This is a genomic window from Sagittula sp. NFXS13 (genome assembly GCF_040148795.1).
Classification (GTDB): domain Bacteria; phylum Pseudomonadota; class Alphaproteobacteria; order Rhodobacterales; family Rhodobacteraceae; genus Sagittula; species Sagittula marina.
Genome location: NZ_JAGEMH010000011.1, coordinates 16,982 through 36,250 on the forward strand (window position 1 = coordinate 16,982; position 19,269 = coordinate 36,250).

At 61.9% G+C, this 19,269-nt stretch carries 24 protein-coding genes; 14 read left to right on the plus strand and 10 right to left on the minus strand.

Annotated elements, in window-relative coordinates:
- The first annotated feature begins 81 nt into the window (after nucleotides 1-81).
- Nucleotides 82-324: a hypothetical protein gene (locus J4E08_RS17780; protein ID WP_349539659.1), complete on the plus strand. Its 243-nt coding sequence runs from the start codon at nucleotides 82-84 to the stop codon at nucleotides 322-324.
- A 1-nt stretch (nucleotide 325) separates the two neighbouring features.
- Here J4E08_RS17780 and J4E08_RS17785 read toward each other — a convergent pair whose 3' ends face one another.
- From J4E08_RS17785 to pcaQ, 4 genes are all read right to left on the minus strand, one after another.
- Nucleotides 326-664 carry a tRNA-binding protein gene (locus J4E08_RS17785; protein ID WP_349539660.1) on the minus strand — a complete coding sequence of 113 codons (339 nt, stop codon included), beginning with the start codon at nucleotides 662-664 and terminating at the stop codon, nucleotides 326-328.
- On the minus strand, nucleotides 657-1,472 hold the full coding sequence (gene proC, locus J4E08_RS17790) for a pyrroline-5-carboxylate reductase (RefSeq protein ID WP_349539661.1): 816 nt from the start codon (nucleotides 1,470-1,472) through the stop codon (nucleotides 657-659). Before proC ends, J4E08_RS17785 begins: the two co-directional genes overlap by 8 nt.
- A 73-nt stretch (nucleotides 1,473-1,545) precedes the next feature.
- Complete coding sequence (locus J4E08_RS17795) at nucleotides 1,546-2,046, minus strand: type III secretion system chaperone family protein (RefSeq protein ID WP_183966540.1); 501 nt, start codon at nucleotides 2,044-2,046, stop codon at nucleotides 1,546-1,548.
- Nucleotides 2,047-2,244: 198 nt separating this feature from the next.
- On the minus strand, nucleotides 2,245-3,150 hold the full coding sequence (gene pcaQ / locus J4E08_RS17800; protein ID WP_349539662.1) for a pca operon transcription factor PcaQ: 906 nt from the start codon (nucleotides 3,148-3,150) through the stop codon (nucleotides 2,245-2,247).
- A 79-nt stretch (nucleotides 3,151-3,229) separates the two neighbouring features.
- Between pcaQ and pobA the strand changes: the two genes are divergently transcribed.
- The 5 genes from pobA (at nucleotide 3,230) to J4E08_RS17825 (ending at nucleotide 7,151) form a co-directional block, all read left to right on the plus strand.
- The gene (gene pobA / locus J4E08_RS17805; protein WP_349539663.1) at nucleotides 3,230-4,408 is read left to right on the plus strand and encodes a 4-hydroxybenzoate 3-monooxygenase; all 1,179 of its coding nucleotides are present in this window, start codon (nucleotides 3,230-3,232) and stop codon (nucleotides 4,406-4,408) included.
- A 16-nt stretch (nucleotides 4,409-4,424) separates the two neighbouring features.
- Nucleotides 4,425-4,802 (plus strand): 4-carboxymuconolactone decarboxylase, encoded by a 378-nt coding sequence (pcaC, locus tag J4E08_RS17810; protein ID WP_183966546.1) that lies wholly within the window; start codon nucleotides 4,425-4,427, stop codon nucleotides 4,800-4,802.
- 47 nt (nucleotides 4,803-4,849) lie between these two features.
- Entirely contained in the window at nucleotides 4,850-5,578 is a 729-nt protein-coding gene (gene pcaH / locus J4E08_RS17815) for a protocatechuate 3,4-dioxygenase subunit beta (protein WP_349539664.1), read from the plus strand.
- Between the two features lies 1 nt (nucleotide 5,579).
- Nucleotides 5,580-6,167 carry a protocatechuate 3,4-dioxygenase subunit alpha gene (gene pcaG / locus J4E08_RS17820; RefSeq protein WP_349539665.1) on the plus strand — a complete coding sequence of 196 codons (588 nt, stop codon included), beginning with the start codon at nucleotides 5,580-5,582 and terminating at the stop codon, nucleotides 6,165-6,167.
- A 153-nt stretch (nucleotides 6,168-6,320) separates the two neighbouring features.
- Nucleotides 6,321-7,151, plus strand: a complete 831-nt coding sequence (locus J4E08_RS17825) for a 3-oxoadipate:acetyl-CoA acetyltransferase (RefSeq protein ID WP_349539666.1) — start codon at nucleotides 6,321-6,323, stop codon at nucleotides 7,149-7,151.
- A gap of 1 nt (nucleotide 7,152) precedes the next feature.
- On the opposite strand, the gene J4E08_RS17830 is transcribed toward J4E08_RS17825, so the two are convergent.
- From J4E08_RS17830 to J4E08_RS17840, 3 genes are all read right to left on the minus strand, one after another.
- Nucleotides 7,153-7,416, minus strand: coding sequence for a hypothetical protein (locus tag J4E08_RS17830; protein WP_349539667.1), 264 nt, complete (start codon nucleotides 7,414-7,416; stop codon nucleotides 7,153-7,155).
- Nucleotides 7,417-7,437: 21 nt separating this feature from the next.
- Nucleotides 7,438-7,950: a DUF3859 domain-containing protein gene (locus J4E08_RS17835; RefSeq protein ID WP_349539668.1), complete on the minus strand. Its 513-nt coding sequence runs from the start codon at nucleotides 7,948-7,950 to the stop codon at nucleotides 7,438-7,440.
- A 130-nt stretch (nucleotides 7,951-8,080) separates the two neighbouring features.
- Entirely contained in the window at nucleotides 8,081-9,679 is a 1,599-nt protein-coding gene (locus J4E08_RS17840) for a phosphoenolpyruvate carboxykinase (protein ID WP_349539669.1), read from the minus strand.
- A 348-nt stretch (nucleotides 9,680-10,027) separates the two neighbouring features.
- On the opposite strand from J4E08_RS17840, the gene J4E08_RS17845 reads away from it, so the two are divergent.
- From J4E08_RS17845 to J4E08_RS17875, 7 genes are read left to right on the plus strand one after another with little or no spacing between them, the layout of a single operon-like run.
- The gene (locus tag J4E08_RS17845; protein WP_183966560.1) at nucleotides 10,028-10,729 is read left to right on the plus strand and encodes a response regulator transcription factor; all 702 of its coding nucleotides are present in this window, start codon (nucleotides 10,028-10,030) and stop codon (nucleotides 10,727-10,729) included.
- 3 nt (nucleotides 10,730-10,732) lie between these two features.
- Entirely contained in the window at nucleotides 10,733-12,451 is a 1,719-nt protein-coding gene (locus J4E08_RS17850) for a sensor histidine kinase (protein WP_349539670.1), read from the plus strand.
- 3 nt (nucleotides 12,452-12,454) lie between these two features.
- Nucleotides 12,455-12,868: an HPr kinase/phosphorylase gene (locus J4E08_RS17855; RefSeq protein WP_349539671.1), complete on the plus strand. Its 414-nt coding sequence runs from the start codon at nucleotides 12,455-12,457 to the stop codon at nucleotides 12,866-12,868.
- A 1-nt stretch (nucleotide 12,869) separates the two neighbouring features.
- Complete coding sequence (gene rapZ, locus J4E08_RS17860; protein ID WP_349539672.1) at nucleotides 12,870-13,796, plus strand: RNase adapter RapZ; 927 nt, start codon at nucleotides 12,870-12,872, stop codon at nucleotides 13,794-13,796.
- Nucleotides 13,793-14,191 carry a PTS sugar transporter subunit IIA domain-containing protein gene (locus J4E08_RS17865; RefSeq protein ID WP_183966568.1) on the plus strand — a complete coding sequence of 133 codons (399 nt, stop codon included), beginning with the start codon at nucleotides 13,793-13,795 and terminating at the stop codon, nucleotides 14,189-14,191. The genes rapZ and J4E08_RS17865 overlap by 4 nt, the downstream gene beginning before the upstream one ends.
- Before the next feature lie 29 nt (nucleotides 14,192-14,220).
- The gene (locus tag J4E08_RS17870) at nucleotides 14,221-14,499 is read left to right on the plus strand and encodes an HPr family phosphocarrier protein (RefSeq protein WP_183966570.1); all 279 of its coding nucleotides are present in this window, start codon (nucleotides 14,221-14,223) and stop codon (nucleotides 14,497-14,499) included.
- Nucleotides 14,500-14,532: 33 nt separating this feature from the next.
- Nucleotides 14,533-15,408, plus strand: coding sequence for a lysophospholipid acyltransferase family protein (locus J4E08_RS17875; protein WP_349539673.1), 876 nt, complete (start codon nucleotides 14,533-14,535; stop codon nucleotides 15,406-15,408).
- A 49-nt stretch (nucleotides 15,409-15,457) separates the two neighbouring features.
- Here the strand turns inward: J4E08_RS17875 and J4E08_RS17880 are convergent, their stop codons facing one another.
- Nucleotides 15,458-16,333 (minus strand): 3-hydroxybutyryl-CoA dehydrogenase, encoded by an 876-nt coding sequence (locus J4E08_RS17880; RefSeq protein ID WP_349539674.1) that lies wholly within the window; start codon nucleotides 16,331-16,333, stop codon nucleotides 15,458-15,460.
- Between the two features lie 157 nt (nucleotides 16,334-16,490).
- Here J4E08_RS17880 and J4E08_RS17885 point away from each other — a divergent pair, with 157 nt between their 5' ends.
- On the plus strand, nucleotides 16,491-17,336 hold the full coding sequence (locus J4E08_RS17885) for a DUF6473 family protein (RefSeq protein ID WP_349539675.1): 846 nt from the start codon (nucleotides 16,491-16,493) through the stop codon (nucleotides 17,334-17,336).
- A gap of 119 nt (nucleotides 17,337-17,455) precedes the next feature.
- On the opposite strand, the gene J4E08_RS17890 is transcribed toward J4E08_RS17885, so the two are convergent.
- Nucleotides 17,456-18,382, minus strand: coding sequence for an electron transfer flavoprotein subunit alpha/FixB family protein (locus tag J4E08_RS17890; protein ID WP_349539676.1), 927 nt, complete (start codon nucleotides 18,380-18,382; stop codon nucleotides 17,456-17,458).
- The gene (locus J4E08_RS17895; protein ID WP_183966579.1) at nucleotides 18,382-19,140 is read right to left on the minus strand and encodes an electron transfer flavoprotein subunit beta/FixA family protein; all 759 of its coding nucleotides are present in this window, start codon (nucleotides 19,138-19,140) and stop codon (nucleotides 18,382-18,384) included. Before J4E08_RS17895 ends, J4E08_RS17890 begins: the two co-directional genes overlap by 1 nt.
- Nucleotides 19,141-19,269 lie beyond the last annotated feature (129 nt).

Here is a 19,269-nt window from a genome sequence, read left to right on the forward strand (position 1 = left end):
AACCCAACCAGCGATTGCCTTAACGGAACAAATCATGGGCTGACGTGTTTTTCAGACATGATTTCTCATCAGGAGGCTGTCATGAATCGCAATCTCACCTTTTTCATCGGCCATATGGCAGGCGTCAGCGTCGCCTATATCGCCACAATTGCTTTCTTTGTGTTTGGATGGGTCAGCATCTGGTCTTTTGTGACCGCGGCGGCCTTGGGCTTGATCGCCGCATGGCCCTTGGGCAAGCTGATCTCCCGCCGGATCAAAAAAGATGACCCGACGTGGAGCGCGCGTCACGATGCGCCGATCCCCTCGAACACGACGCAAACCTGACTTAGCTCAGGCGGGCGCCGTTGTTCACCGGGTGATCCGTGCGGCTCAGCGTGACGTTGCCGTCAGCATCATGGACGCCAAGCACCAGCACTTCTGACATGAACTTGCCGATCTGGCGGGGTGGAAAGTTGACCACCGCCAGAACCTGTGTGCCCACCAGATCTTCGGGCGCATAATGGTGCGTGATCTGCGCCGAGGTCTTGCGCTCTCCGATCTCCGGACCAAAGTCGATCCACATCTTGATGGCCGGTTTCCGCGCCTCCGGAAAGGGCTCGGCGCGCAGCACAGTCCCGGCCCGGATGTCGACTTTCAGAAAATCGTCGAATGTAATCTCAGCCATTGGCCAGCTCCCGCGACCGATCTGCGGCAGCCTTGACGGTCGCGACCATAAGCGGCGGCAAACCCGTCCCCTCGTCCATCAGCACCTCCAGCCCCGCTTGCGTGGTGCCATTGGGCGAGGTCACATTACGTCGCAACTGCGCCGGATCGTCGTCCGCCTGCTTCGCCAAGGCGCCGGCCCCCGCGACGGTCGCCTTCGCCAGGGACATGGCCAGCTCTGGCGACAGGCCCTGCGCCTCGCCCGCGGCGGCCATGCACTCGATCATGTGAAACACATAGGCCGGGCCAGAGCCGCTGAGCCCCGTGACCGCGTCCATCTGCGTCTCGGACTCCAGCCTGACCACCTCGCCCACGGCGCTCAGCAGCGTCTCCGACAAGTCGAGGTCTTCGGCGCCGGCACGACCGTTGCCGATAATCGCGGTGATCCCCTGACCCACGGCGGCAGGTGTGTTGGGCATCGCGCGGACGATGGGCGTGGCCTCGCCCAGCAGCGTCTCGTACGTGGCGATGGAAATGCCAGCGGCAACCGACAAAAACAGGGTCGGGCCGTTGCCCATGGCCTTCAGCGACGGCAGGGCGTCGGCCATCATCTGCGGCTTCACGGCAATCAAGACAATGGCGGGGGCGTCCGGCAGGGGCGCGTTCAGGTTCACACCTTGCGCCTGCACCCAATCCGACGGGTTCGGATCATTTACCCAAACCGAGGTGGCAGGCAAACCGCGCTTCAACCAACCTTCGAGCATGGCCGAGCCCATCTTGCCACAGCCCAGCAGCACCAGCCCGCGCTCTGCGATCACACCGTCTTTCATCCCGCTCTCCCATTGCATGCTTACGTTGCACAAAGGGGTAACCGGAACCGCAGGTCTTCGCAATCAGCGGCGCTCAGGCGTGGCCGTAGGCTTTGGCGATGGCGATTTGCAGCGCCTCTTTCGCCGTCTTGTCGGTCCAGCACATCAGTTGAAAGGCCGGATAATAGCGCTCGGCGGAGGTCACGGCAGCGGCGATCATGGTGTCGATCTGCTCGGGCGTCGCGATATTGCCGCCTGCCAGCATCAGACCGTACTTGTAGACCATCAGCTTTTCCTGCGCCCAATAGCTGAAGCACCCGGCCCAGCATTGGTCGTTCACGGCGTTCAGCCCCTCGTGCAGGGTGGCCAGACGTTCGGCGGGCGGATCGATCTCGAAGGTGCAGATCAGCCGCAGTGTCTCGTCGTTGTGCGACCAGGCCAGCGTGATGGAATAGTTGCGCCACTGGCCATCCACCGCCATGGCGATCTGATCGTCTTCGAGCCGATCAAAGTCCCACTCGTTGTACTGGGCAATGCTCTCGACGATATCGATCGGATGCATTTCTTCCGTCAGGTAGTGCTCGGACAGGGCCATTTCGCCACCTCGTTTTTATCATTTTTAGCGCGGGATGCGGATCAATCCCCCAACGCTTGCAGACTGCTCTAGGGCTGCGGTGCCTGTCCCGCGCCCTCACAACATATCGTGCCTGCCCTGCGAATCGGCGTAAAGGAAATATTCAGTGACTTTGGCAATAAGTTGTGGATAGGTGGCGATTCGCCGCCGATAAAATGGTTAAGATTCAAGGGCCACACGCAGAGATTGTACAAAAAGCTGCTGTGACCGGCTGCTGGCGGCCTCTGGCTGCGTCATCAACCCCACCGGTCCGGCGGTCAGGCTCAGGTCAAAGGGCAGCGCGTGCAGTCGCCCGTCGGCCAGATCCTGCGCCACCACCCCTTCGGAAATGAACCAGACCGCGTCCGAGGCGCGCAGGTAATTGCGCCCAAAGGCACCAGACACGCAGTCCACCTGATCGCGAAAGGGCTGAACCCCATGGGCCAGACACCAGCGGTCCAGCAGGGGGCGGATTGCGGCGTCTTCGGGCGGATACAGCACCGGCCAATCGGCCAGCCTGTCGAGGTCGGGGCTTTCGATCAACGGATGGCCGGCGCGCGTGACGCACACCACCTTCTCCACGTACAGTTGGGTAAAGGACAGGCCCTGCATGGTCTCCGCCCCACCCATGCGCCCGACAACGATGTCCAGTTCTCCGGCCCGCAGCAGCGCCGTCAGCGCGCCATGCGCCCCGTCGCGCAGCATCAGACGGGTGTCCGGTGCCACGCGCCGAAAGGTCGCCACCGCCTGCGGCATCAGCCGCGCCGCCACGGATGGCAGCGACCCCACGCGCAACGTCTCGCGGCCGCCGTGCCGCAGATCGGACAGCCCTTCGACGCCGCGATGCAACGCCGCGAGGCTTTGATTGGCAAAGCGCAGAAACAGCGCGCCCTCGGCTGTCATGCGAATGCCGGCCCGGTCGCGGTGCATCAGGGTGGTGCCCAGCGTGTCCTCCAGCTCCTTGAGGGTTTTGGACAGGGCAGGGGGCGACAGGTGCAGATGCGCGCAGGCCGCCCGCAGGCTGCCGTGCCGCGCGATGGCGGTCAGCGCCTCAAGATGGCGCAGCTTGATCCGGTTAGTTGTCATTTTGGGAAGCTAAATCGCATAAACCGTCAATTTACAATGCGTTTTGGTTCAGCATTATGCCCGCAAAGGGAGTTGGATCATGAGAACACAGGTTTGCATTATCGGAGGCGGCCCCTCCGGCCTGCTTTTGGGTCAGCTTTGTCATCAGGCGGGCATCGACGCCATCGTTCTGGAACGCCGGACAAAGGACCACGTCCTCAGCCGTATTCGCGCGGGTGTTTTGGAACAGGGTCTGATCAACCTGCTGGAGGAAGCCCGCGTCCCGACCCGCATGGGCACCGAAGGCTACCCCCACGACGGCACGGTCATCTCCTTCGAGGATATGGAAGTCCGCATCGACTTTACCAAGCACACCGGCACCGCGGTCATGGTCTATGGCCAGACCGAGGTGACGCGCGATCTCTATGCTGCGCGGGAACAGACCGGCGGCACCACCCTGTTCGAGGTCGACGAGGTGGAGATCCGCAATGCCGCACTGGAGGGGGACGAGGGCGCCTCCGTCACCTTCATGCACCAGGGCACGCGCAAGACGATCGAATGTGATTACATCGCGGGCTGTGATGGGTTCCACGGTCCGTCGCGTCAGGCGATCCCTGCGGAAAAGCGAAAGGAATTCGAGCGGGTGTACCCCTTCGGCTGGCTTGGCGTTCTGTCAGAGACCAAGCCCGCGCACCACGAGCTGATCTATGCCAACTCCGAGCGCGGGTTTGCGCTGTCCTCCATGCGCAACGAGAACCTCAGCCGCTACTACATTCAGGCCCCATTGACCGACAAGGTCGCGGACTGGTCGGACGACGCCTTCTGGGAAGAGTTCAAGCGCCGCATTCCCCGCCGTGTGGCCGAGCAGATGGAAACCGGCCCGACCATCGAGAAAAGCATCGCGCCGTTGCGCGGGTTCGTCTGTGAGCCCATGCAATACGGCCGTCTGTTCCTCGCCGGGGACGCTGCGCACATCGTGCCGCCCACCGGGGCAAAGGGTTTGAACACTGCGGCCTCCGACGTGCACTACCTCTTCCGCGCCTTGCAGGCGTGCTACCTCGACAAGGACCCGAAGGCGCTGGGCGGCTATTCCGAAAAGGCGCTGGCGCGGGTCTGGAAGACGCAGCGCTTCAGCTGGTGGATGACCAAGACGCTGCACCGCTTCCCGGACACCGATCCTTACGAGCTGCATATCCAACGCGCCGAGATCGAGCATCTCGCCAGCACGGAAAGCATGCAAAAGACCATGGCCATCAACTATGTCGGCCTGCCATATTGAGCTTGGGGAGATCACTATGACCAACCGTTATGACACCGGGATGCAGGTGCGCCGCAAGGTTCTGGGCGATGCGCATGTGGACCGGGCCGAGGCCGCCAAGACGCCCTTTGACGTGCCGTTTCAGGAGCTGATCACGGAAACCGCCTGGGGCAATGTCTGGGCCTCTGACGCGATCAGCGACCGGGAACGGTCCATGCTGACGCTGGCGCTGCTGGCGGCCACCGGAAACTTCGAAGAGATCCCGATGCACATTCGTGCCACCGCCAACACTGGCGCGACAAAGGAAGACGTGACGCAGGCCTTCATGCATGTGGCTGTCTATGCTGGCGTGCCGAAGGCCAACCATGCCTTCAAGCTGGCCAAGGCGACTTACGCCGAGATGGAACAAGACTGACCGACCCAGGGAACGCGCACCCCCTGCCGGAGAGGAGACCGGACACCATGACAAAGACAAACGGATATGCCGCGCGTGACAGGAGCTGGCACCCGCCCGCGCTGACGCCGCTGTACAAGACCAGCGTGACGCGCAGCCCGCGCTTTGCCCCCATCGGCGCCGCGACCTCGCTGTCCGAGGAAACCGGGCCGGTGTTCGGCCATGATATCCTAGGGGCCAAGGACAACAATCTGATCACCAACTTCGCCGCGCCTGGAGAGATGGCCATCGGCCCGCGCATCGTGGTGCAGGGCCATGTGCGTGACGAGTTCGGCCGCCCCGTGCCGCACACGCTGGTGGAGGTCTGGCAGGCCAACGCAGGCGGGCGCTACCGTCACAAGAAAGAGGGCTACCTCGCACCGCTCGATCCCAACTTCGGCGGCTGCGGGCGCTGCATCACGGACGAGAACGGCTTTTACGAATTCCTGACGGTGAAGCCCGGACCCTATCCCTGGCCCAACGGTCCCGACGACTGGCGCCCTGCGCATATTCACGTCTCGGTCTTTGGACATTCGTTCGCGCAGCGACTGATCACCCAGATGTATTTCGAGGGCGACCCGATGATCTGGCAGTGTCCCATCGTGGGCACCATCCCGACGCGGGAGGCGATCGAGACGCTGGTGGCCAAGCTGGACCGCCCCGGTTCCATCCCGATGGACTCGCTGTGCTACCAGTTCGACATCACCCTGCGGGGCCGTCGTCAAACCATGTTCGAAAACCGCATGGAGGGCATGTGACATGAACCGCTACAAGGAAAGCCCTTCGCAGACCGCCGGGCCGTACGTCCACATCGGCTGTACGCCGAACTTCCTTGGGATTGAGGGGATCTTTCCCGAAGACCTTGGCACGAAGATCATCACCGGCAACCCGGAGGGAGAGCGCATCACCATCAAGGGCTCGGTGTTCGACGGCACGGGCAACCCGTTGAAGGATGCTTTGATCGAGATCTGGCAAGCCGACCCGTCTGGCAAGTTCGCGGGACGTGGCGGTGTCGAGGGCTTCACCGGCTGGGGCCGGTCGCCGGGCGACATGGACACAGGCGAATTCACCTTCGAGACGCTGAAGCCCGGTCGCGTGCCGTTCACCGATGGGCGGCTGCAAGCGCCGCATGTGACCTTCTGGATCGTGGCGCGGGGCATCAACCTGGGACTGCACACGCGCATGTACTTTGCCGACGAAGAGGCCGCCAACGCCGAGGACCCGATCCTGACCCGGATCGAGCACCAGTCACGCATCCCGACGCTGATGGCGGTCAAGGAGGGGGATCACTACCGGTTCGACATCCGCCTTCAGGGCGAGGGAGAGACCATCTTTTTCGATATCTGATGATACCGAGAATGAAGAACGGAAATTGTCAGCTGACAACTTTATGATTTTGTTAACCAATCTTGCCGGGGCAGTGCCCTTTGCCCCGGCTTCTCAGTGCGACGAACACGCAGTACACTGCGCAAAATTCGCAGACCAACGCCCGAGGACCCTATGACAAAGCCCTGCATCATCTGTGTTGCCATCACCGGCTCCCTGCCGAAGAAGGCGGACAACCCCGCTGTGCCGATCTCTGTCGCGGAGCAGGTGGAAAGCACGCAGGAGGCGTTCGAGGCCGGGGCGACCATCATGCACGCCCATGTGCGCAATGACGACGAAACGCCGACCTCCGACCCGGAAAAATTCGCGCGGCTGGTGGAGGGCGTCCAGAAACACTGCCCCGGCATGATCGTGCAACTGTCCACCGGGGGCCGCTCTGGCGCGGGTCAGACGCGTGGCGGGATGCTGTCGCTGGCCCCTGACATGGCATCGCTGTCGGTGGGCTCGAACAACTTTCCGACCCGCGTTTACGAGAACCCGCCGGATCTGGTGGATTGGCTGGCCGCCGAGATGAAGACCTACAACGTCAAGCCGGAGATCGAGGCGTTTGACCTGAGCCACATCCTCAAGGCCGCCGAGATGAACAAGGACGGTCGTATTCCCGGCAAGCTGTATGTGCAGTTCGTCATGGGGGTGAAGAACGCCATGCCTGCCGACAAGGAGGTCTTTGACTACTACATCAAGACCATGCAGCGCGTCGCGCCCGAGGGGGAATGGTGTGCCGCGGGCATTGGCCGGCACCAGATCGAGATCAACGAATGGGCCATCGCCGCCGGTGGGCACACCCGTACCGGTCTGGAGGACAACATTCGCATTGATCGGTCCACCCTTGCGCCGTCCAACGCCGCGCTGGTGAAGCGGGCGGTCGATTTGTGCGAAAAGTACGAGCGCCCGGTGGCGTCCTTTGCGCAGGCGCGCGAGATCCTGGGGCTGCGCGCGGCCTGAGTTACAGGCCGCCGAGATAGGCCGCGATGGCTGTCAGATCCTTTTGCGGATCGACGATCGTCGGGAACAGAGCATAGTCATGCGCGGTCTTGATGCCATCCATGGACAGGCCGCGCAGGTCGGCGCCGGTGATCTTGGCGCTGTCGGCCCCGTGACAGCGCTGGCAGGCGGCGGTGTAGATGACACCGCCGATGTCGGACTGGGCGGAGGCGGCCTCTGCCATGGGCAGCAGCGCAAGCGAAAGAAGCAGGGTGTGGCATTTCATGGGCTCATCCGATCCAATACATCATGACATTGGCACGCTGCCGCGGCAGGCGCGCTGTACGGCGGGAACACTTCCGGCGGGCAGGACGGTGAAGTGCTGCTCCAGGACGATGTCATCTGCTCGTGCAATCTGGAAACGCCAGTCGCCCTGAACAAGTTCATATGGCAACTCGAATGTGAACAGGTTGAGCGCCGGATCGCCGGGGGACAGCGTGGTGGTCCAGCTTTCGACTGTCTGTCCCTGCGGCCCCATGGGCGGGTGCGTGACGATGATCGAAAAGGTGCCGCCCTCGGCCCCGTCGGGGAGGTCGGCGCGGATGCCGAAGCTCAACCCCATTTCCGCAGGGACAGTCGCGGTGTGGACGTCGATGGGGTGGTGCTGGTTCACGACGTTGAGGACGCCGGACACGGTGTCGGGCGCTGGGCGGGTGCGCCCCTTTTCGATGTCGCAGATCACCCCGTAGCCGGTGAGCGCGAGGGCTTGGGCGGATAGCGGGCTGGCGAGCAGGGCGAGCGTTAGGGCGAAGCGCAGCATCGGAATCTCCTGTCTGTCGGGGCGCAGAGTATCAGGTCTGCGCGCAGATACGAGCGGCCCCCTGTCACAGCTTCGTAAACGCAAAAGGCCCCCCGCGCTGCGGAGGGCCTTTCGTTCAGGAGCGCGGCGTTCAGCCGATTGCGGCGGCTTTCACGTCCTCGTCGATGTAGGGCACGTACTGTGCAAAGTTCTCGGCGAACATGGCGACGAGTTTGGCCGACTGCGCGTCATAGGCTGCCTTGTCATCCCAGGTCTTCTTGGGGTCGAGCAGCATGTCCGGCACGCCTTCGACGTGGGTGGGAACCTCGAACCCGAAGTTCGGGTCCTTGCGCATCGGTGCGTTGTTCAGTGAGCCGTTCAGCGCGGCATGCAGCAGGGCGCGGGTTGCCTTGATCGGCATCCGCGAGCCGGTGCCGTAGGCGCCGCCGGTCCAGCCGGTGTTCACCAGCCAGCAGGTCGCGCCGTGCTTGGCGATCTTGTCGCGCAGCAGGTTGCCGTAGGCCTCGGGACGACGCGGCATGAACGGCGCGCCAAAGCAGGTGGAGAAGGTCGGCTCCGGTTCGGTCACGCCACGCTCTGTCCCGGCCACCTTGGAGGTGAAGCCGGACAGGAAGTGGTACATCGCCTGCGCCGGGGTCAGGCGCGCGATCGGAGGCAGTACGCCGAAGGCATCACATGTGAGCATGATGATGTTCTTGGGGTGGCCGCCCAGCGCGGTCTTGGACGCGTTGGAGATGTAGTTCAGCGGGTAGGCGCAGCGCATGTTGGCGGTCAGGCTGTCGTCCTCGAAGTCGAGGTCGAAGGTTTCCGGATCGAAGACCATGTTCTCGATCACGGTGCCGAACTTCTCGGTGGTGGCGTAGATTTCCGGCTCCGCATCGGCGGACAGGTTGATCGTCTTGGCGTAGCAGCCGCCTTCGAAGTTGAAGGTGCCGCGATCAGACCAGCCGTGCTCGTCGTCGCCGATCAGAACGCGCTCCGGATCGGCGGAGAGCGTGGTCTTGCCCGTACCGGAGAGGCCGAAGAACACGGCCGTGTCGACCGGGTTGTTGGGCGCGTGGTTGGCAGAGCAGTGCATCGCCATGATGCCTTTGCCCGGCAGGATGTAGTTCAGCAGCGTGAACACGGCTTTCTTGTTCTCGCCGGCGTATTCGGTGTTGCCGATCAGGATGAGCTTCTTGTCGAAGTTCAGAGCGATGACCGTTTCCGTGCGGCAGCCGTGCTTTTCCGGGTCCGCCTTGAAGGTCGGGCAGTTGATGATCGTGAAATCGGCGACAAAGCTGTCGAGATCTTCGCGGTCGGGACGGCGCAGCATGTGGCGGATGAACAGGTTGTGCCAGGCCAGTTCGGTGATCACGCGCACGTCGATGGCGTTGGCCGGATCGGCCCCGCCGACGAGATCCTGCACGTAATAGTTGCCGCCTTTCATGTGCTCCAGCATGTCGGCGTGGAGACGGTCAAAGGCGTCGGCGTCCATCGGGGCGTTGTTTTCCCACCAGATCGAGTCCTCGACCGAAGGGGTGCGGACAATGAACTTGTCCTTCGGGGAGCGGCCGGTGTAAGTGCCCGTCGTCACGAGGAAGGAGCCGCCTTTGCCGAGCGTGCCTTCTTCGCTTTTGAGCGCGGCTTGTATCAGCGCGGGCTCCATGAGGTTGTAATAGACATTATCAAGCCCTTCGATCCCCTGATCCTCAAGCTTGAACTGCGGGTTGACCCGTCCAAATGTCATCTGCCTTGCTCCTGTTGCAGCGCTGCGCGCGAAAGAAAGTTGCGGCGCGGTATGCGTCGGTATTCGTTCCTTTAGCATGACGTTTTTCAGAAGTAACAGGACGCAAGTGCGCAGTTAGCGCAACCAAATGAAGTTTAGCGTTACCACCCACCCGCATTGGCAGATCCGTGCCAAGATTGGGGTCCGACTATCCAAAAGGGGTGGTACATTTTAGTCATTCCTTTGCCAAATTCGGGTCCCATGAGCGTGCGGCGCTTTGCTGATTCGCACTTAATGATTGCCGCAAGGCAGGAATTCGCTGATACTTGGGGAAAAAATCAGGTAACAGAGCAGCATAAGGACAATAAAATGTCTAAGATCGCCCTAGTGGACGATGACAGAAATATCCTGACATCGGTTTCGATGACTTTGGAAGCCGAGGGGTTCGAAGTCGAGACGTATAACGACGGACAAGCCGCGCTGGACGCCTTCAACAAGAAGATGCCCGACATGGCCGTTTTCGATATCAAGATGCCGCGCATGGATGGCATGGACCTGCTACAGCGGGTGCGCCAGAAATCCAAGATGCCGGTGATCTTCCTGACCTCAAAAGACGATGAAATCGACGAGGTTCTGGGTCTGCGCATGGGCGCCGACGATTATGTAAAGAAACCTTTCAGCCAGCGGCTTCTGGTTGAACGCATCCGCGCGTTGTTGCGCCGCCAGGAAGCCGTTGCCGGCGACGTGGTGGGGGACACCGAGGAAACCAAGCTGATGACCCGTGGGTCCCTGACGATGGACCCGCTGCGCCATGCCGTGACATGGCGGGGACAGGACGTGTCCCTGACGGTGACGGAATTCCTGTTGCTGCAGGCGTTGGCACAGCGACCGGGCTTTGTTAAATCGCGGGATCAGCTTATGGACGTGGCCTACGACGATCAGGTCTACGTCGACGATCGCACCATCGACAGCCACATCAAGCGCTTGCGCAAGAAGATGCGGACTGTTGATACAGACTTCTCCGCCATCGAGACTCTTTACGGTATCGGGTACCGCTACAACGAAGAGTAATTGATGGCCCTGGCCGAACGGATTCCCATGCGTGATGGGGACGATGACAATCGTCGAGATGCAGATGTTGTGCTGGGAGACGATTGGGTCGCCCCGGACAGCACCGTCGAAAAGGAACTGCGCGACTCGCGTGCGCAGCGCGGTCTTTTCACGCTTAATCGATCGCCGCTGACCCGCAAGATCATCACGTTCAACCTGATTGCCTTGAACGTGTTGGTGGCGGGGGTGCTTTGGCTGAACTCCTCACGGGATACTCTGGCCATTCAGCGCATCAACGCGCTGCAGTCCGAAGTCGAGCTGATCGCTGACACCTTTGAGGTCCAGATGCAGGTCAATGCGGCACCGCTGGGCAGCAGCAGTGGCGTCGATGTGGCCAGCACACTGAACGGGATCGACCTGCGCGAGGGGATGCAGGTTCTGGTCTATGACAGCGCCACCTTTCTTGTGGGCGAGGCCATCGGACGAGTGCCGCCAGCGGTCGAAGTGTCCGCCGATCAGGATGACCCCACGCTGATCGCCGATTTTCTCAACGGGCTGTGGCAAGGCGTTGCCGGTCTGTTCACCTATTTTTCCGATGAGCCGGATCTGGTGCTCGAAGACCGTCTGCGGCGCGAGATCGAGACCGGCGACCCGGCACTTACCCGCGTGGTGCAGGCCGGAGGGGGAGGGGACACGGTCTTTTACGCCTTTTCGCCCATTCGCGTGGGGGATGCGATCCTCGGCACCGTGGCGCTGGCGTCCTCTGCGGCAGAAATCGATGCCGCTGTTCGCAAGGAGCGGGAGCGCGTGTTGGAGATGTTTATCATCGCAACGCTCGTGTCCATCGGGCTCAGTCTGGTGCTGGCCTCGACCATCGCGAACCCGATTTCCGACCTCGCCGACGCGGCAGAGATCGGGCGGGACCGGGACCGCAAGCACAAGACGACGGGGCGCATCCGCATCCCGGACCTGACCGCGCGACCTGATGAGATCGGGCGCTTGTCGGGGGCGCTCAGGGGGATGGTGTCCGCGCTCTACGACCGGATCGATGCCAATGAGCAGTTCGCGGCTGACGTGGCGCATGAGATCAAGAACCCGCTGGCCTCGCTGCGATCGGCCGTGGGGTCGATGCGTATGGTCAAGAAGGACGAGCACCGGCAGAAGCTGTTGGATGTGATCGAGCACGACGTGCGTCGGCTGGATCGCCTGGTGTCCGACATCTCCAACGCGTCGCGGCTTGATTCCGAGCTGGTGAAGGAAGAGGAACAAGAGTTCGATCTGCTGAAGATGATCGGCAATATCTCTGAATTCCTGGGCGAAGACGCGCGGTCGAAAGGGATCGAGTTCATCTCCGACCTGCCGAAAACCAAGATCACGACGAATGGTCTGGAGGCGCGTCTGGCGCAGGTCTTTGTCAACCTGATCACCAACGCGATATCGTTCTGCGAGGACGGTGATGCGATCCGCGTCTGGGCGCGCAGGCGGGACAACAGGGTTCTGGTTGTGGTCGAGGACACTGGTCCCGGCATTCCCGAAGAGGCCTTGCAGAAGATCTTCAAACGTTTCTACACCTCGCGACCGCAGTCGGATTTCGGCAATAACTCCGGCCTCGGTCTGGCGATTTCCAAGCAGATCATCGAGGCGCATGGCGGCGTGATCTGGGCCGAGAACATTCGACCGACCGAAGCCGATGTGACATCCGAACCGTTGGGCGCACGCTTTGTCGTGGGCCTGCCGATCTGATAAATGGAACAGATGGTCCACAGCAGTTCGGTTGCAATCAACGGGCGCGGCCTGTTGATATGCGGCAGGTCCGGGGCGGGGAAGTCTTCGCTGGCACTCGCCATGATGGCGCTTGGCGCACAGCTTGTGGCGGATGACCAGACGCGGTTGCGGCGAGAGCGCGAGACGGTCTGGATGCAGGCGCCGGAGGCCATTCGCGGGATGATCGAGGCGCGGGGCATCGGCGTGCTGGCGGCGCAGAGCACGCGCGCCGAATTGGTTGCCGTGCTCGACCTGGATATCGAGGAGGAAGATCGACTTCCGCCTGAACGATTGAGAAATGTGCTTGGGGTAGACTTCGCGGTGCTTCACAAAAGCGCGGGTCCCTATTTTCCTGCCGCTCTCATACAATATCTGAGAACGGGACGCAGAGAGTGACATGGACTGTTCGACACAAGAGACCAAACGGATTGTACTGGTCACCGGGCCTTCGGGCGCCGGGCGGTCTTCGGCGATCAATGTGCTGGAAGACCTCGGCTTTGAGACGATCGACAATATTCCCCTGAGCTTCATTCCGAAGCTTCTGGAAGGGGATGACGCGCTGAACAGACCGTTGGCGCTGGGCATTGACGTGCGCAACCGGGATTTCAGCGTCGGTGGGCTGTTGGAATTGCGGGAGACGCTCGGCGCGCCGGATCGGTTGATCGATCTGCTCTATCTCGACTGTTCCGTCGAAGTGCTGATGCGCCGCTACTCCGAGACGCGGCGGCGGCACCCCCTGGCCCCGGATGAAAGCCCGTCGGACGGGATCGAGCGCGAGAAAGCGCTGCTGGAGGACCTGCGCGTCCATGCCGACATCCTGATCGAAACCAGTGAGCTGACGGTGCACGATCTGCGGGCCGAGATAGAGGGCTGGTTCGGCCTTGTCACGGGGCAGGGCATGGCCGTCTCTGTGCACAGCTTTTCCTACAAGCGAGGGCTGCCACAGGGCCTGGACATGGTGTTTGACTGCCGCTTTTTGCGCAATCCGCATTGGGAGCCTGAGCTGCGGTCGCACACCGGGCTCGACAAAGAGGTGTCGGAGTATGTGGCGGAGGATCCGCGCTTTGCTGCGTTTTCCGAACAGGTCAGGGATCTGATCCTGTTGGTGCTGCCCGCCTGTGTCGAAGAGGGCAAGGCGCATTTCGCCATCGGCTTTGGCTGCACCGGGGGGAAACATCGGTCAGTCACCCTCACAGAAAGCATGGCTGCGGCTCTTGCAAGCGCGGGCTGGCGCGTGTCTATTCGGCACCGGGAGTTGGAACGCCGCACTGCAGCACCGTCGGTGCCGGGATCAGCCAATCTAGGTGGAAGGAAAGCCGGGTGATCGGAATCGTGATCGTCGCACATGGTGGACTGGCCCGCGAGTATCTCGCGGCGGTAGAACATGTCGTCGGACAACAGCCCGGCATGGCGGCCATCTCAATCGAGGTGGATTGCGACCGGCAGTTGAAGCAGTCCGAGATTTGCGCCGCCGCCGACGCGGTGGATCAGGGAACCGGTGTCGTGCTGGTGACGGATATGTTTGGCGGCTCCCCGTCCAACCTGTCGTTGAACGCCTGCCGTCCGGATGATCGCCGGATCTTGTATGGCGCGAACCTGCCCATGCTGATCAAACTGGCCAAAAGCCGCCATATGGCCGTCGGCGACGCCGTGCGCAGCGCGCTGGAGGCCGGGCGCAAATACATTGACAGTCAGAACGTTCCGGCTGATCCAGCCTGAGACGCGAGACAGCAGGAAAGACCGACAGTATGAGCGATTCCGTTCGCAGAGATCTCAAGATCATCAACGAAAAGGGGCTGCATGCCCGCGCCTCGGCCAAACTGGTGGAGGTGGTCGAAGGGTTCGATGCCAATTGCGAGGTGTCACGCGACGGCATGTCCGCCGGCGGAGACAGCATCATGGGTCTTTTGATGTTGGCAGCCGCGCGTGGAACCACTATTGAGGTTCAAACCTCTGGCCCGGATGCAGAGGCTCTGGCTGACGCTGTGGAGGCCCTTGTGGCTGACCGTTTCGGCGAGGACTGCTGAGTTCGGGTCTCCAGAACGGGACGCATAGGGGCTATGGTAGACAGCACCCAGACCACTGAGATGACTGGCCCCGCCGTCCCGGCGTCGGAGCCCTACGACAAGAGTCGCGTCAGCTACGCCAACACCTTCACCAACCCATGGAAAGCCAACATCATCCGCGTGATGGAGTGGACGACCGGCAAGCTGCCGCTGTTGCGGATGGTGCGCCGGTTCGAGGCGATGGGCGCTGCGGAGGGGCAGGCCTTTTGGGGTCAGGCGCTGAAGGTGATGGGCATTGACCTGAAGACGCCCGACACGCAGGTCGCCAACATCCCCAAGGACGGCCCGGTGATCGTGGTGGCCAACCATCCGCATGGGCTGGTCGATGGCATGGTGCTGGCCGAGCTGATCGGACGGCAGCGGACGGACTACAAGATCCTCGTGCGGTCCCTGTTGACCGGGGTGCAGGAGGTCGATCCCTTCATGATCCCGGTACCATTTCCTCATGAGGCAGATGCCCGCGAGCAGAGCCTGGAGATGCGGGCCAAGGCCATGGCGCATCTCAAGACCGGCGGCGTGATTGCGCTGTTTCCGTCGGGGGTTGTGGCGTCTTCCAAGGATTGGTGGGGGCCGGCAGAGGAGCAGGGCTGGAATCCCTTCACCGCCAAGATGGTGCAGCGTTCCGGTGCGACCGTGGTGCCAATCTACTTTCCGGGGCAGAATTCGCGCGCCTATCAGATCGCCAATCAGCTGTCCGCGACGATGCGGCAGGGCTTGTTGATCCACGAGGTCGTGCATGCCTGTGGCCGTCCGCAAAGCCCGGTGGTGGGCACACCGATCACGCCCGAGGAGGTGAAGGCCTTTCCCGGCGGGCAGCGGGAATTCGTGGCGTGGCTGCGAGAGCGGACGCTGGCGCTGAAAGACAGCTGAACGGTTGGTTGGGTCGGGGGCCGCAGTGCCCCCTGAGCTTTCGCCGGGATCAGCGCGTGGGGACGGGCTCGTCGCCGCGATAATCGTAGAAACCACGCTGTGTTTTGCGACCGAGCCAGCCCGCCTCGACATATTTGGTCAACAGTGGGCAAGGCCGGTATTTTGTATCCGCCAACCCGTCGTGCAGCACGTTCATGATCGCAAGGCAGGTGTCCAAGCCGATGAAATCCGCCAGTTCGAGCGGTCCCATGGGGTGGTTCGCGCCGAGCTTCATCGCCATGTCGATGGATTTCACGTTCCCGACACCTTCGTAAAGCGTGTAGACGGCCTCGTTGATCATCGGGATCAGGACGCGGTTCACGATGAAGGCGGGGAAATCCTCGGCGCTGGCGGCGGTCTTGCCGAGTTTGTTCACCACGGCGAGGCAGGCGTCGTAGGTGTCCACGTCGGTGGCAATGCCGCGGATCAACTCCACCAGCTGCATCACCGGGACGGGGTTCATGAAGTGGAACCCCATGAATTTTTCGGGCCGGTCGGTGCGCGATGCCAGCCGCGTGATCGAGATCGACGAGGTGTTCGAGGTCAGGATCGTCTCGGGGCGCAGGTGGGGCGCGAGCGATTCAAAGATCTTGTGCTTCACCTCTTCGCGTTCGGTGGCGGCCTCGATCACCAGGTCCGAATCGCCAATCGCGGCCATATCCATCGTGGTGCTGATTCGCCCCAACGCGCCGTCACGGTCTGTCTGGCTGATCTTTTCGCGGCTGACCTGCCGGTCGAGGTTCTTTGTGATCAGGGCGAGCGCGTCGTCCAACGCCTCTTGGCGGACATCGTTGAGGCGGACCTTGTACCCTGACAGCGCCATGACGTGAGCAATCCCATTGCCCATCTGCCCTGCGCCTACGACCCCGACTGACTTGATTTCCATGACGCATCTCCAGGCTGTTCGGCGCAACCATATGGCCGCGCGCGGTACAATCGCAAGGGGCGGAGTTTTATCGTCTTATCGAGGAATTTTAACATTAGCGAATTGGCAAAGGGTTTCAGTGATTCTCCTCCCTGGGTGAAGAAAAAGGGGTGATGCTATGTCTGTACATGGCGGGGGTCATGGGGCCCTGGAGTACTATCCGTGCCGTTACGGAAATTCGCGCGTGCTGTTTCGCGGTCCGTGCAAACAGTTGGATGGCGATTATGTCGCGTTCCTGGGGGCGACGGAAACCTACGGTCGGTTCGTTGAAGAGCCGTTCCCGCAGCTTGTCGAATCGCAGCTGCATGTGCCTTGCGTCAATTTTGGCGTCGTGAATGCGGGGGTGGATCTGTATCTGAACGATCCGGCCGTGATGGATTTGGTGATTCAGGCCAAAGCAAAGGTCGTTCAGGTCATGGGCGCGCAGAGTATGTCGAACCGCTATTATTCGGTGCATCCTCGGCGGAACGACCGCTTTCTGAAGGCGTCGGAGCAGCTGGAGGAGCTTTTTCCGGAGGTTGATTTCACCGAATTCCATTTTGTTCGGCATATGTTGGGACGGTTGGCCGAGGTCTCTCAGGATCGTTTCGCGCAGGTGGTGGATGAGTTGCGGCTGGCCTGGGTGGCGCGGATGAAGAACATGCTGACCCAGATCCGGGGGCAGGTGATTTTGCTTTGGTTTTCGGATCATCCCATTCCGGAAGACGATACGCCCGACATGCGGCAAGATCCGCTTTTTGTCACACGGGATATGGTCGACACTTTGCGCCCTCGGGTGAGCCAGGTGGTGGAGCTGATCTCGTCCGAAGCGGCGCGGATGGAAGGGACGGCCGGGATGGTTTTTTCGGATTTCGAAAGCTGCGTCGCCGTGGAGTTGCAGGGGCCTCGGGCCCATGCCGAGGCGGCCCGCGATCTGGTGGACGTCCTGCGCCCGATGGTGGGCGGGACGCCGGTCCTGGATTGAGGCCCTCCGCAGAACGGAGGTGGCGTCGATTTTGGCGTGGTGCCCCACTGGAACGAAAAGACCCGCCACGGGGGCGGGTCAAATCGGCTGTGTGGGTCAGGGCAGGTGCCCCGACAGGCTCACAGTTTTTCGGTCAGCTCGGGGACGGCCTCGAAGAGGTCCGCAACCAGACCGTAGTCCGCAACCTGGAAGATAGGTGCTTCTTCGTCCTTGTTGATCGCGACGATGACCTTGGAGTCCTTCATGCCGGCGAGGTGCTGGATCGCGCCGGAGATGCCAACGGCGACATAGAGATCCGGGGCGACGACCTTGCCGGTCTGGCCGACCTGCCAGTCGTTCGGAGCAAAGCCCGAGTCGACTGCCGCGCGGGACGCGCCAACGGCCGCGCCCAGCTTGTCCGCCAGCTTTTCGACAATGGCGAAGTTCTCTTCGGAGCCCAGGCCACGGCCGCCGGAGACGACGATACCAGCGGAGGTCAGCTCCGGGCGGTCGCTTTCAGCCACTTTGTCAGAGACCCATTCGGACACGCCGGGGTTTTCGCCAGTCGCGATAGTTTCGACAGAGGCGGAGCCGCCGGTTGCCGCCGCATCGAAGGTCGAGGTCCGGAAGGAGATGACCTTCGTCGCGTCGGCCGATTTCACGGTCTGAATGGCGTTGCCCGCGTAGATCGGACGTTCGAACGTGTCGGCATCGACAACGCCGGTCACGTCGGTCAGCACCATCACGTCCAGCAGCGCAGCAACGCGCGGCAGGATGTTCTTGGCATCGGTCGTGGCAGGCGCGACGATGTGCGAGTAGTCGCCTGCAAGCGAGGCGATCAGCACCGCAACCGGTTCTGCCAGGCGGTGGCCGTACAGCGCATCCTCGGCGACGAGCACCTTGGCCACGCCGTCGATGGTGGCCGCTTCATTCGCGGCCTCCGTGGCGGAGGAGCCCACGGCCAGAACGGTCACGTCACCCAATGCTTTGGCGGCGGTCACGGTCTTCGCGGTGGCGTCCATGGACAGGGTGCCATCGGTGATTTCGGCAAGCAGAAGAACAGCCATTACACGATCCCCTTCTCTTTGAGTTTCGCCACCAGTTCGTCAACCGAGCCGACGATCTCACCCGCGGAACGGGTTGCCGGTTCGGAGGTTTTCACGATCTCGAGGCGCGGGCTCACGTCGACGCCGTAGTCCGCTGGGGTCTTGGCATCGAGCGGCTTTTTCTTTGCCTTCATGATGTTGGGCAGAGAGGCATAGCGCGGCTCGTTCAGGCGCAGGTCGGTGGTGATGATGGCGGGCATCGACACCTTGACGGTCTGCAGACCGCCGTCCACTTCGCGCGCCACAACGGCGGAGTCACCGTCGACTTCGACGGAGTTCGCGTTGGTTGCCTGGCTCCAGCCCAGCAGGGCGGCCAGCATCTGGCCTGTCGCGCCGAGGTCGTTGTCGATCGCCTGCTTGCCGAGAATGATCAGGCCTGGCTCTTCGTCCTTGACGATGGCGGCGAGGATCTTGGCCACGGCGAGCGGCTCGATATCGGTGTGCACGTCATCTGCGGCCTCGACGAGGATCGCGCGATCAGCGCCCATGGCCAGAGCGGTGCGCAGGGTTTCCTGGCTTTGCTTCACGCCGATGGAGACGGCGATGACCTCGGTGGCCTTGCCGGCTTCTTTCAGGCGGATCGCCTCTTCGACGGCGATTTCGTCGAAGGGGTTCATCGACATTTTCACATTCGCCAGATCGACCCCGGTGCCGTCCGCTTTGACACGGACCTTCACGTTGTAGTCGATCACGCGCTTGACGGGTACGAGTACCTTCATAAGCGTGTCTCTCCTCAAATGGCGGGATTTTCCCGCAAGATTCATCTGTCAGTGGGTGTAGCGCGCGTGGCCCCTTGGAAACAGGGCAAAAACGTCGCGTTGCGCACGTCCTACGTCACGAAATGGCCT

What these genes read in the sequence shown, in the direction of transcription:
- pobA (WP_349539663.1), top strand. Translation starts at nt 3,230, where the DNA reads ATGAGAACACAGGTTTGCATTATCGGAGGCGGCCCCTCCGGCCTGCTT.
- J4E08_RS17870 (WP_183966570.1), top strand. Translation starts at nt 14,221, where the DNA reads ATGAGCGATTCCGTTCGCAGAGATCTCAAGATCATCAACGAAAAGGGG.
- pcaC (WP_183966546.1), top strand. Translation starts at nt 4,425, where the DNA reads ATGACCAACCGTTATGACACCGGGATGCAGGTGCGCCGCAAGGTTCTG.
- J4E08_RS17895 (WP_183966579.1), bottom strand. Translation starts at nt 19,140, where the DNA reads ATGAAGGTACTCGTACCCGTCAAGCGCGTGATCGACTACAACGTGAAG.
- J4E08_RS17855 (WP_349539671.1), top strand. Translation starts at nt 12,455, where the DNA reads ATGGAACAGATGGTCCACAGCAGTTCGGTTGCAATCAACGGGCGCGGC.
- J4E08_RS17880 (WP_349539674.1), bottom strand. Translation starts at nt 16,333, where the DNA reads ATGGAAATCAAGTCAGTCGGGGTCGTAGGCGCAGGGCAGATGGGCAAT.
- proC (WP_349539661.1), bottom strand. Translation starts at nt 1,472, where the DNA reads ATGAAAGACGGTGTGATCGCAGAGCGCGGGCTGGTGCTGCTGGGCTGT.
- J4E08_RS17845 (WP_183966560.1), top strand. Translation starts at nt 10,028, where the DNA reads ATGTCTAAGATCGCCCTAGTGGACGATGACAGAAATATCCTGACATCG.
- J4E08_RS17780 (WP_349539659.1), top strand. Translation starts at nt 82, where the DNA reads ATGAATCGCAATCTCACCTTTTTCATCGGCCATATGGCAGGCGTCAGC.
- J4E08_RS17890 (WP_349539676.1), bottom strand. Translation starts at nt 18,382, where the DNA reads ATGGCTGTTCTTCTGCTTGCCGAAATCACCGATGGCACCCTGTCCATG.
- J4E08_RS17825 (WP_349539666.1), top strand. Translation starts at nt 6,321, where the DNA reads ATGACAAAGCCCTGCATCATCTGTGTTGCCATCACCGGCTCCCTGCCG.
- rapZ (WP_349539672.1), top strand. Translation starts at nt 12,870, where the DNA reads ATGGACTGTTCGACACAAGAGACCAAACGGATTGTACTGGTCACCGGG.
- J4E08_RS17875 (WP_349539673.1), top strand. Translation starts at nt 14,533, where the DNA reads ATGGTAGACAGCACCCAGACCACTGAGATGACTGGCCCCGCCGTCCCG.
- J4E08_RS17830 (WP_349539667.1), bottom strand. Translation starts at nt 7,416, where the DNA reads ATGAAATGCCACACCCTGCTTCTTTCGCTTGCGCTGCTGCCCATGGCA.
- J4E08_RS17840 (WP_349539669.1), bottom strand. Translation starts at nt 9,679, where the DNA reads ATGACATTTGGACGGGTCAACCCGCAGTTCAAGCTTGAGGATCAGGGG.
- J4E08_RS17785 (WP_349539660.1), bottom strand. Translation starts at nt 664, where the DNA reads ATGGCTGAGATTACATTCGACGATTTTCTGAAAGTCGACATCCGGGCC.
- J4E08_RS17795 (WP_183966540.1), bottom strand. Translation starts at nt 2,046, where the DNA reads ATGGCCCTGTCCGAGCACTACCTGACGGAAGAAATGCATCCGATCGAT.
- J4E08_RS17835 (WP_349539668.1), bottom strand. Translation starts at nt 7,950, where the DNA reads ATGCTGCGCTTCGCCCTAACGCTCGCCCTGCTCGCCAGCCCGCTATCC.
- J4E08_RS17850 (WP_349539670.1), top strand. Translation starts at nt 10,733, where the DNA reads ATGGCCCTGGCCGAACGGATTCCCATGCGTGATGGGGACGATGACAAT.
- J4E08_RS17885 (WP_349539675.1), top strand. Translation starts at nt 16,491, where the DNA reads ATGTCTGTACATGGCGGGGGTCATGGGGCCCTGGAGTACTATCCGTGC.
- pcaH (WP_349539664.1), top strand. Translation starts at nt 4,850, where the DNA reads ATGACAAAGACAAACGGATATGCCGCGCGTGACAGGAGCTGGCACCCG.
- pcaG (WP_349539665.1), top strand. Translation starts at nt 5,580, where the DNA reads ATGAACCGCTACAAGGAAAGCCCTTCGCAGACCGCCGGGCCGTACGTC.
- pcaQ (WP_349539662.1), bottom strand. Translation starts at nt 3,150, where the DNA reads ATGACAACTAACCGGATCAAGCTGCGCCATCTTGAGGCGCTGACCGCC.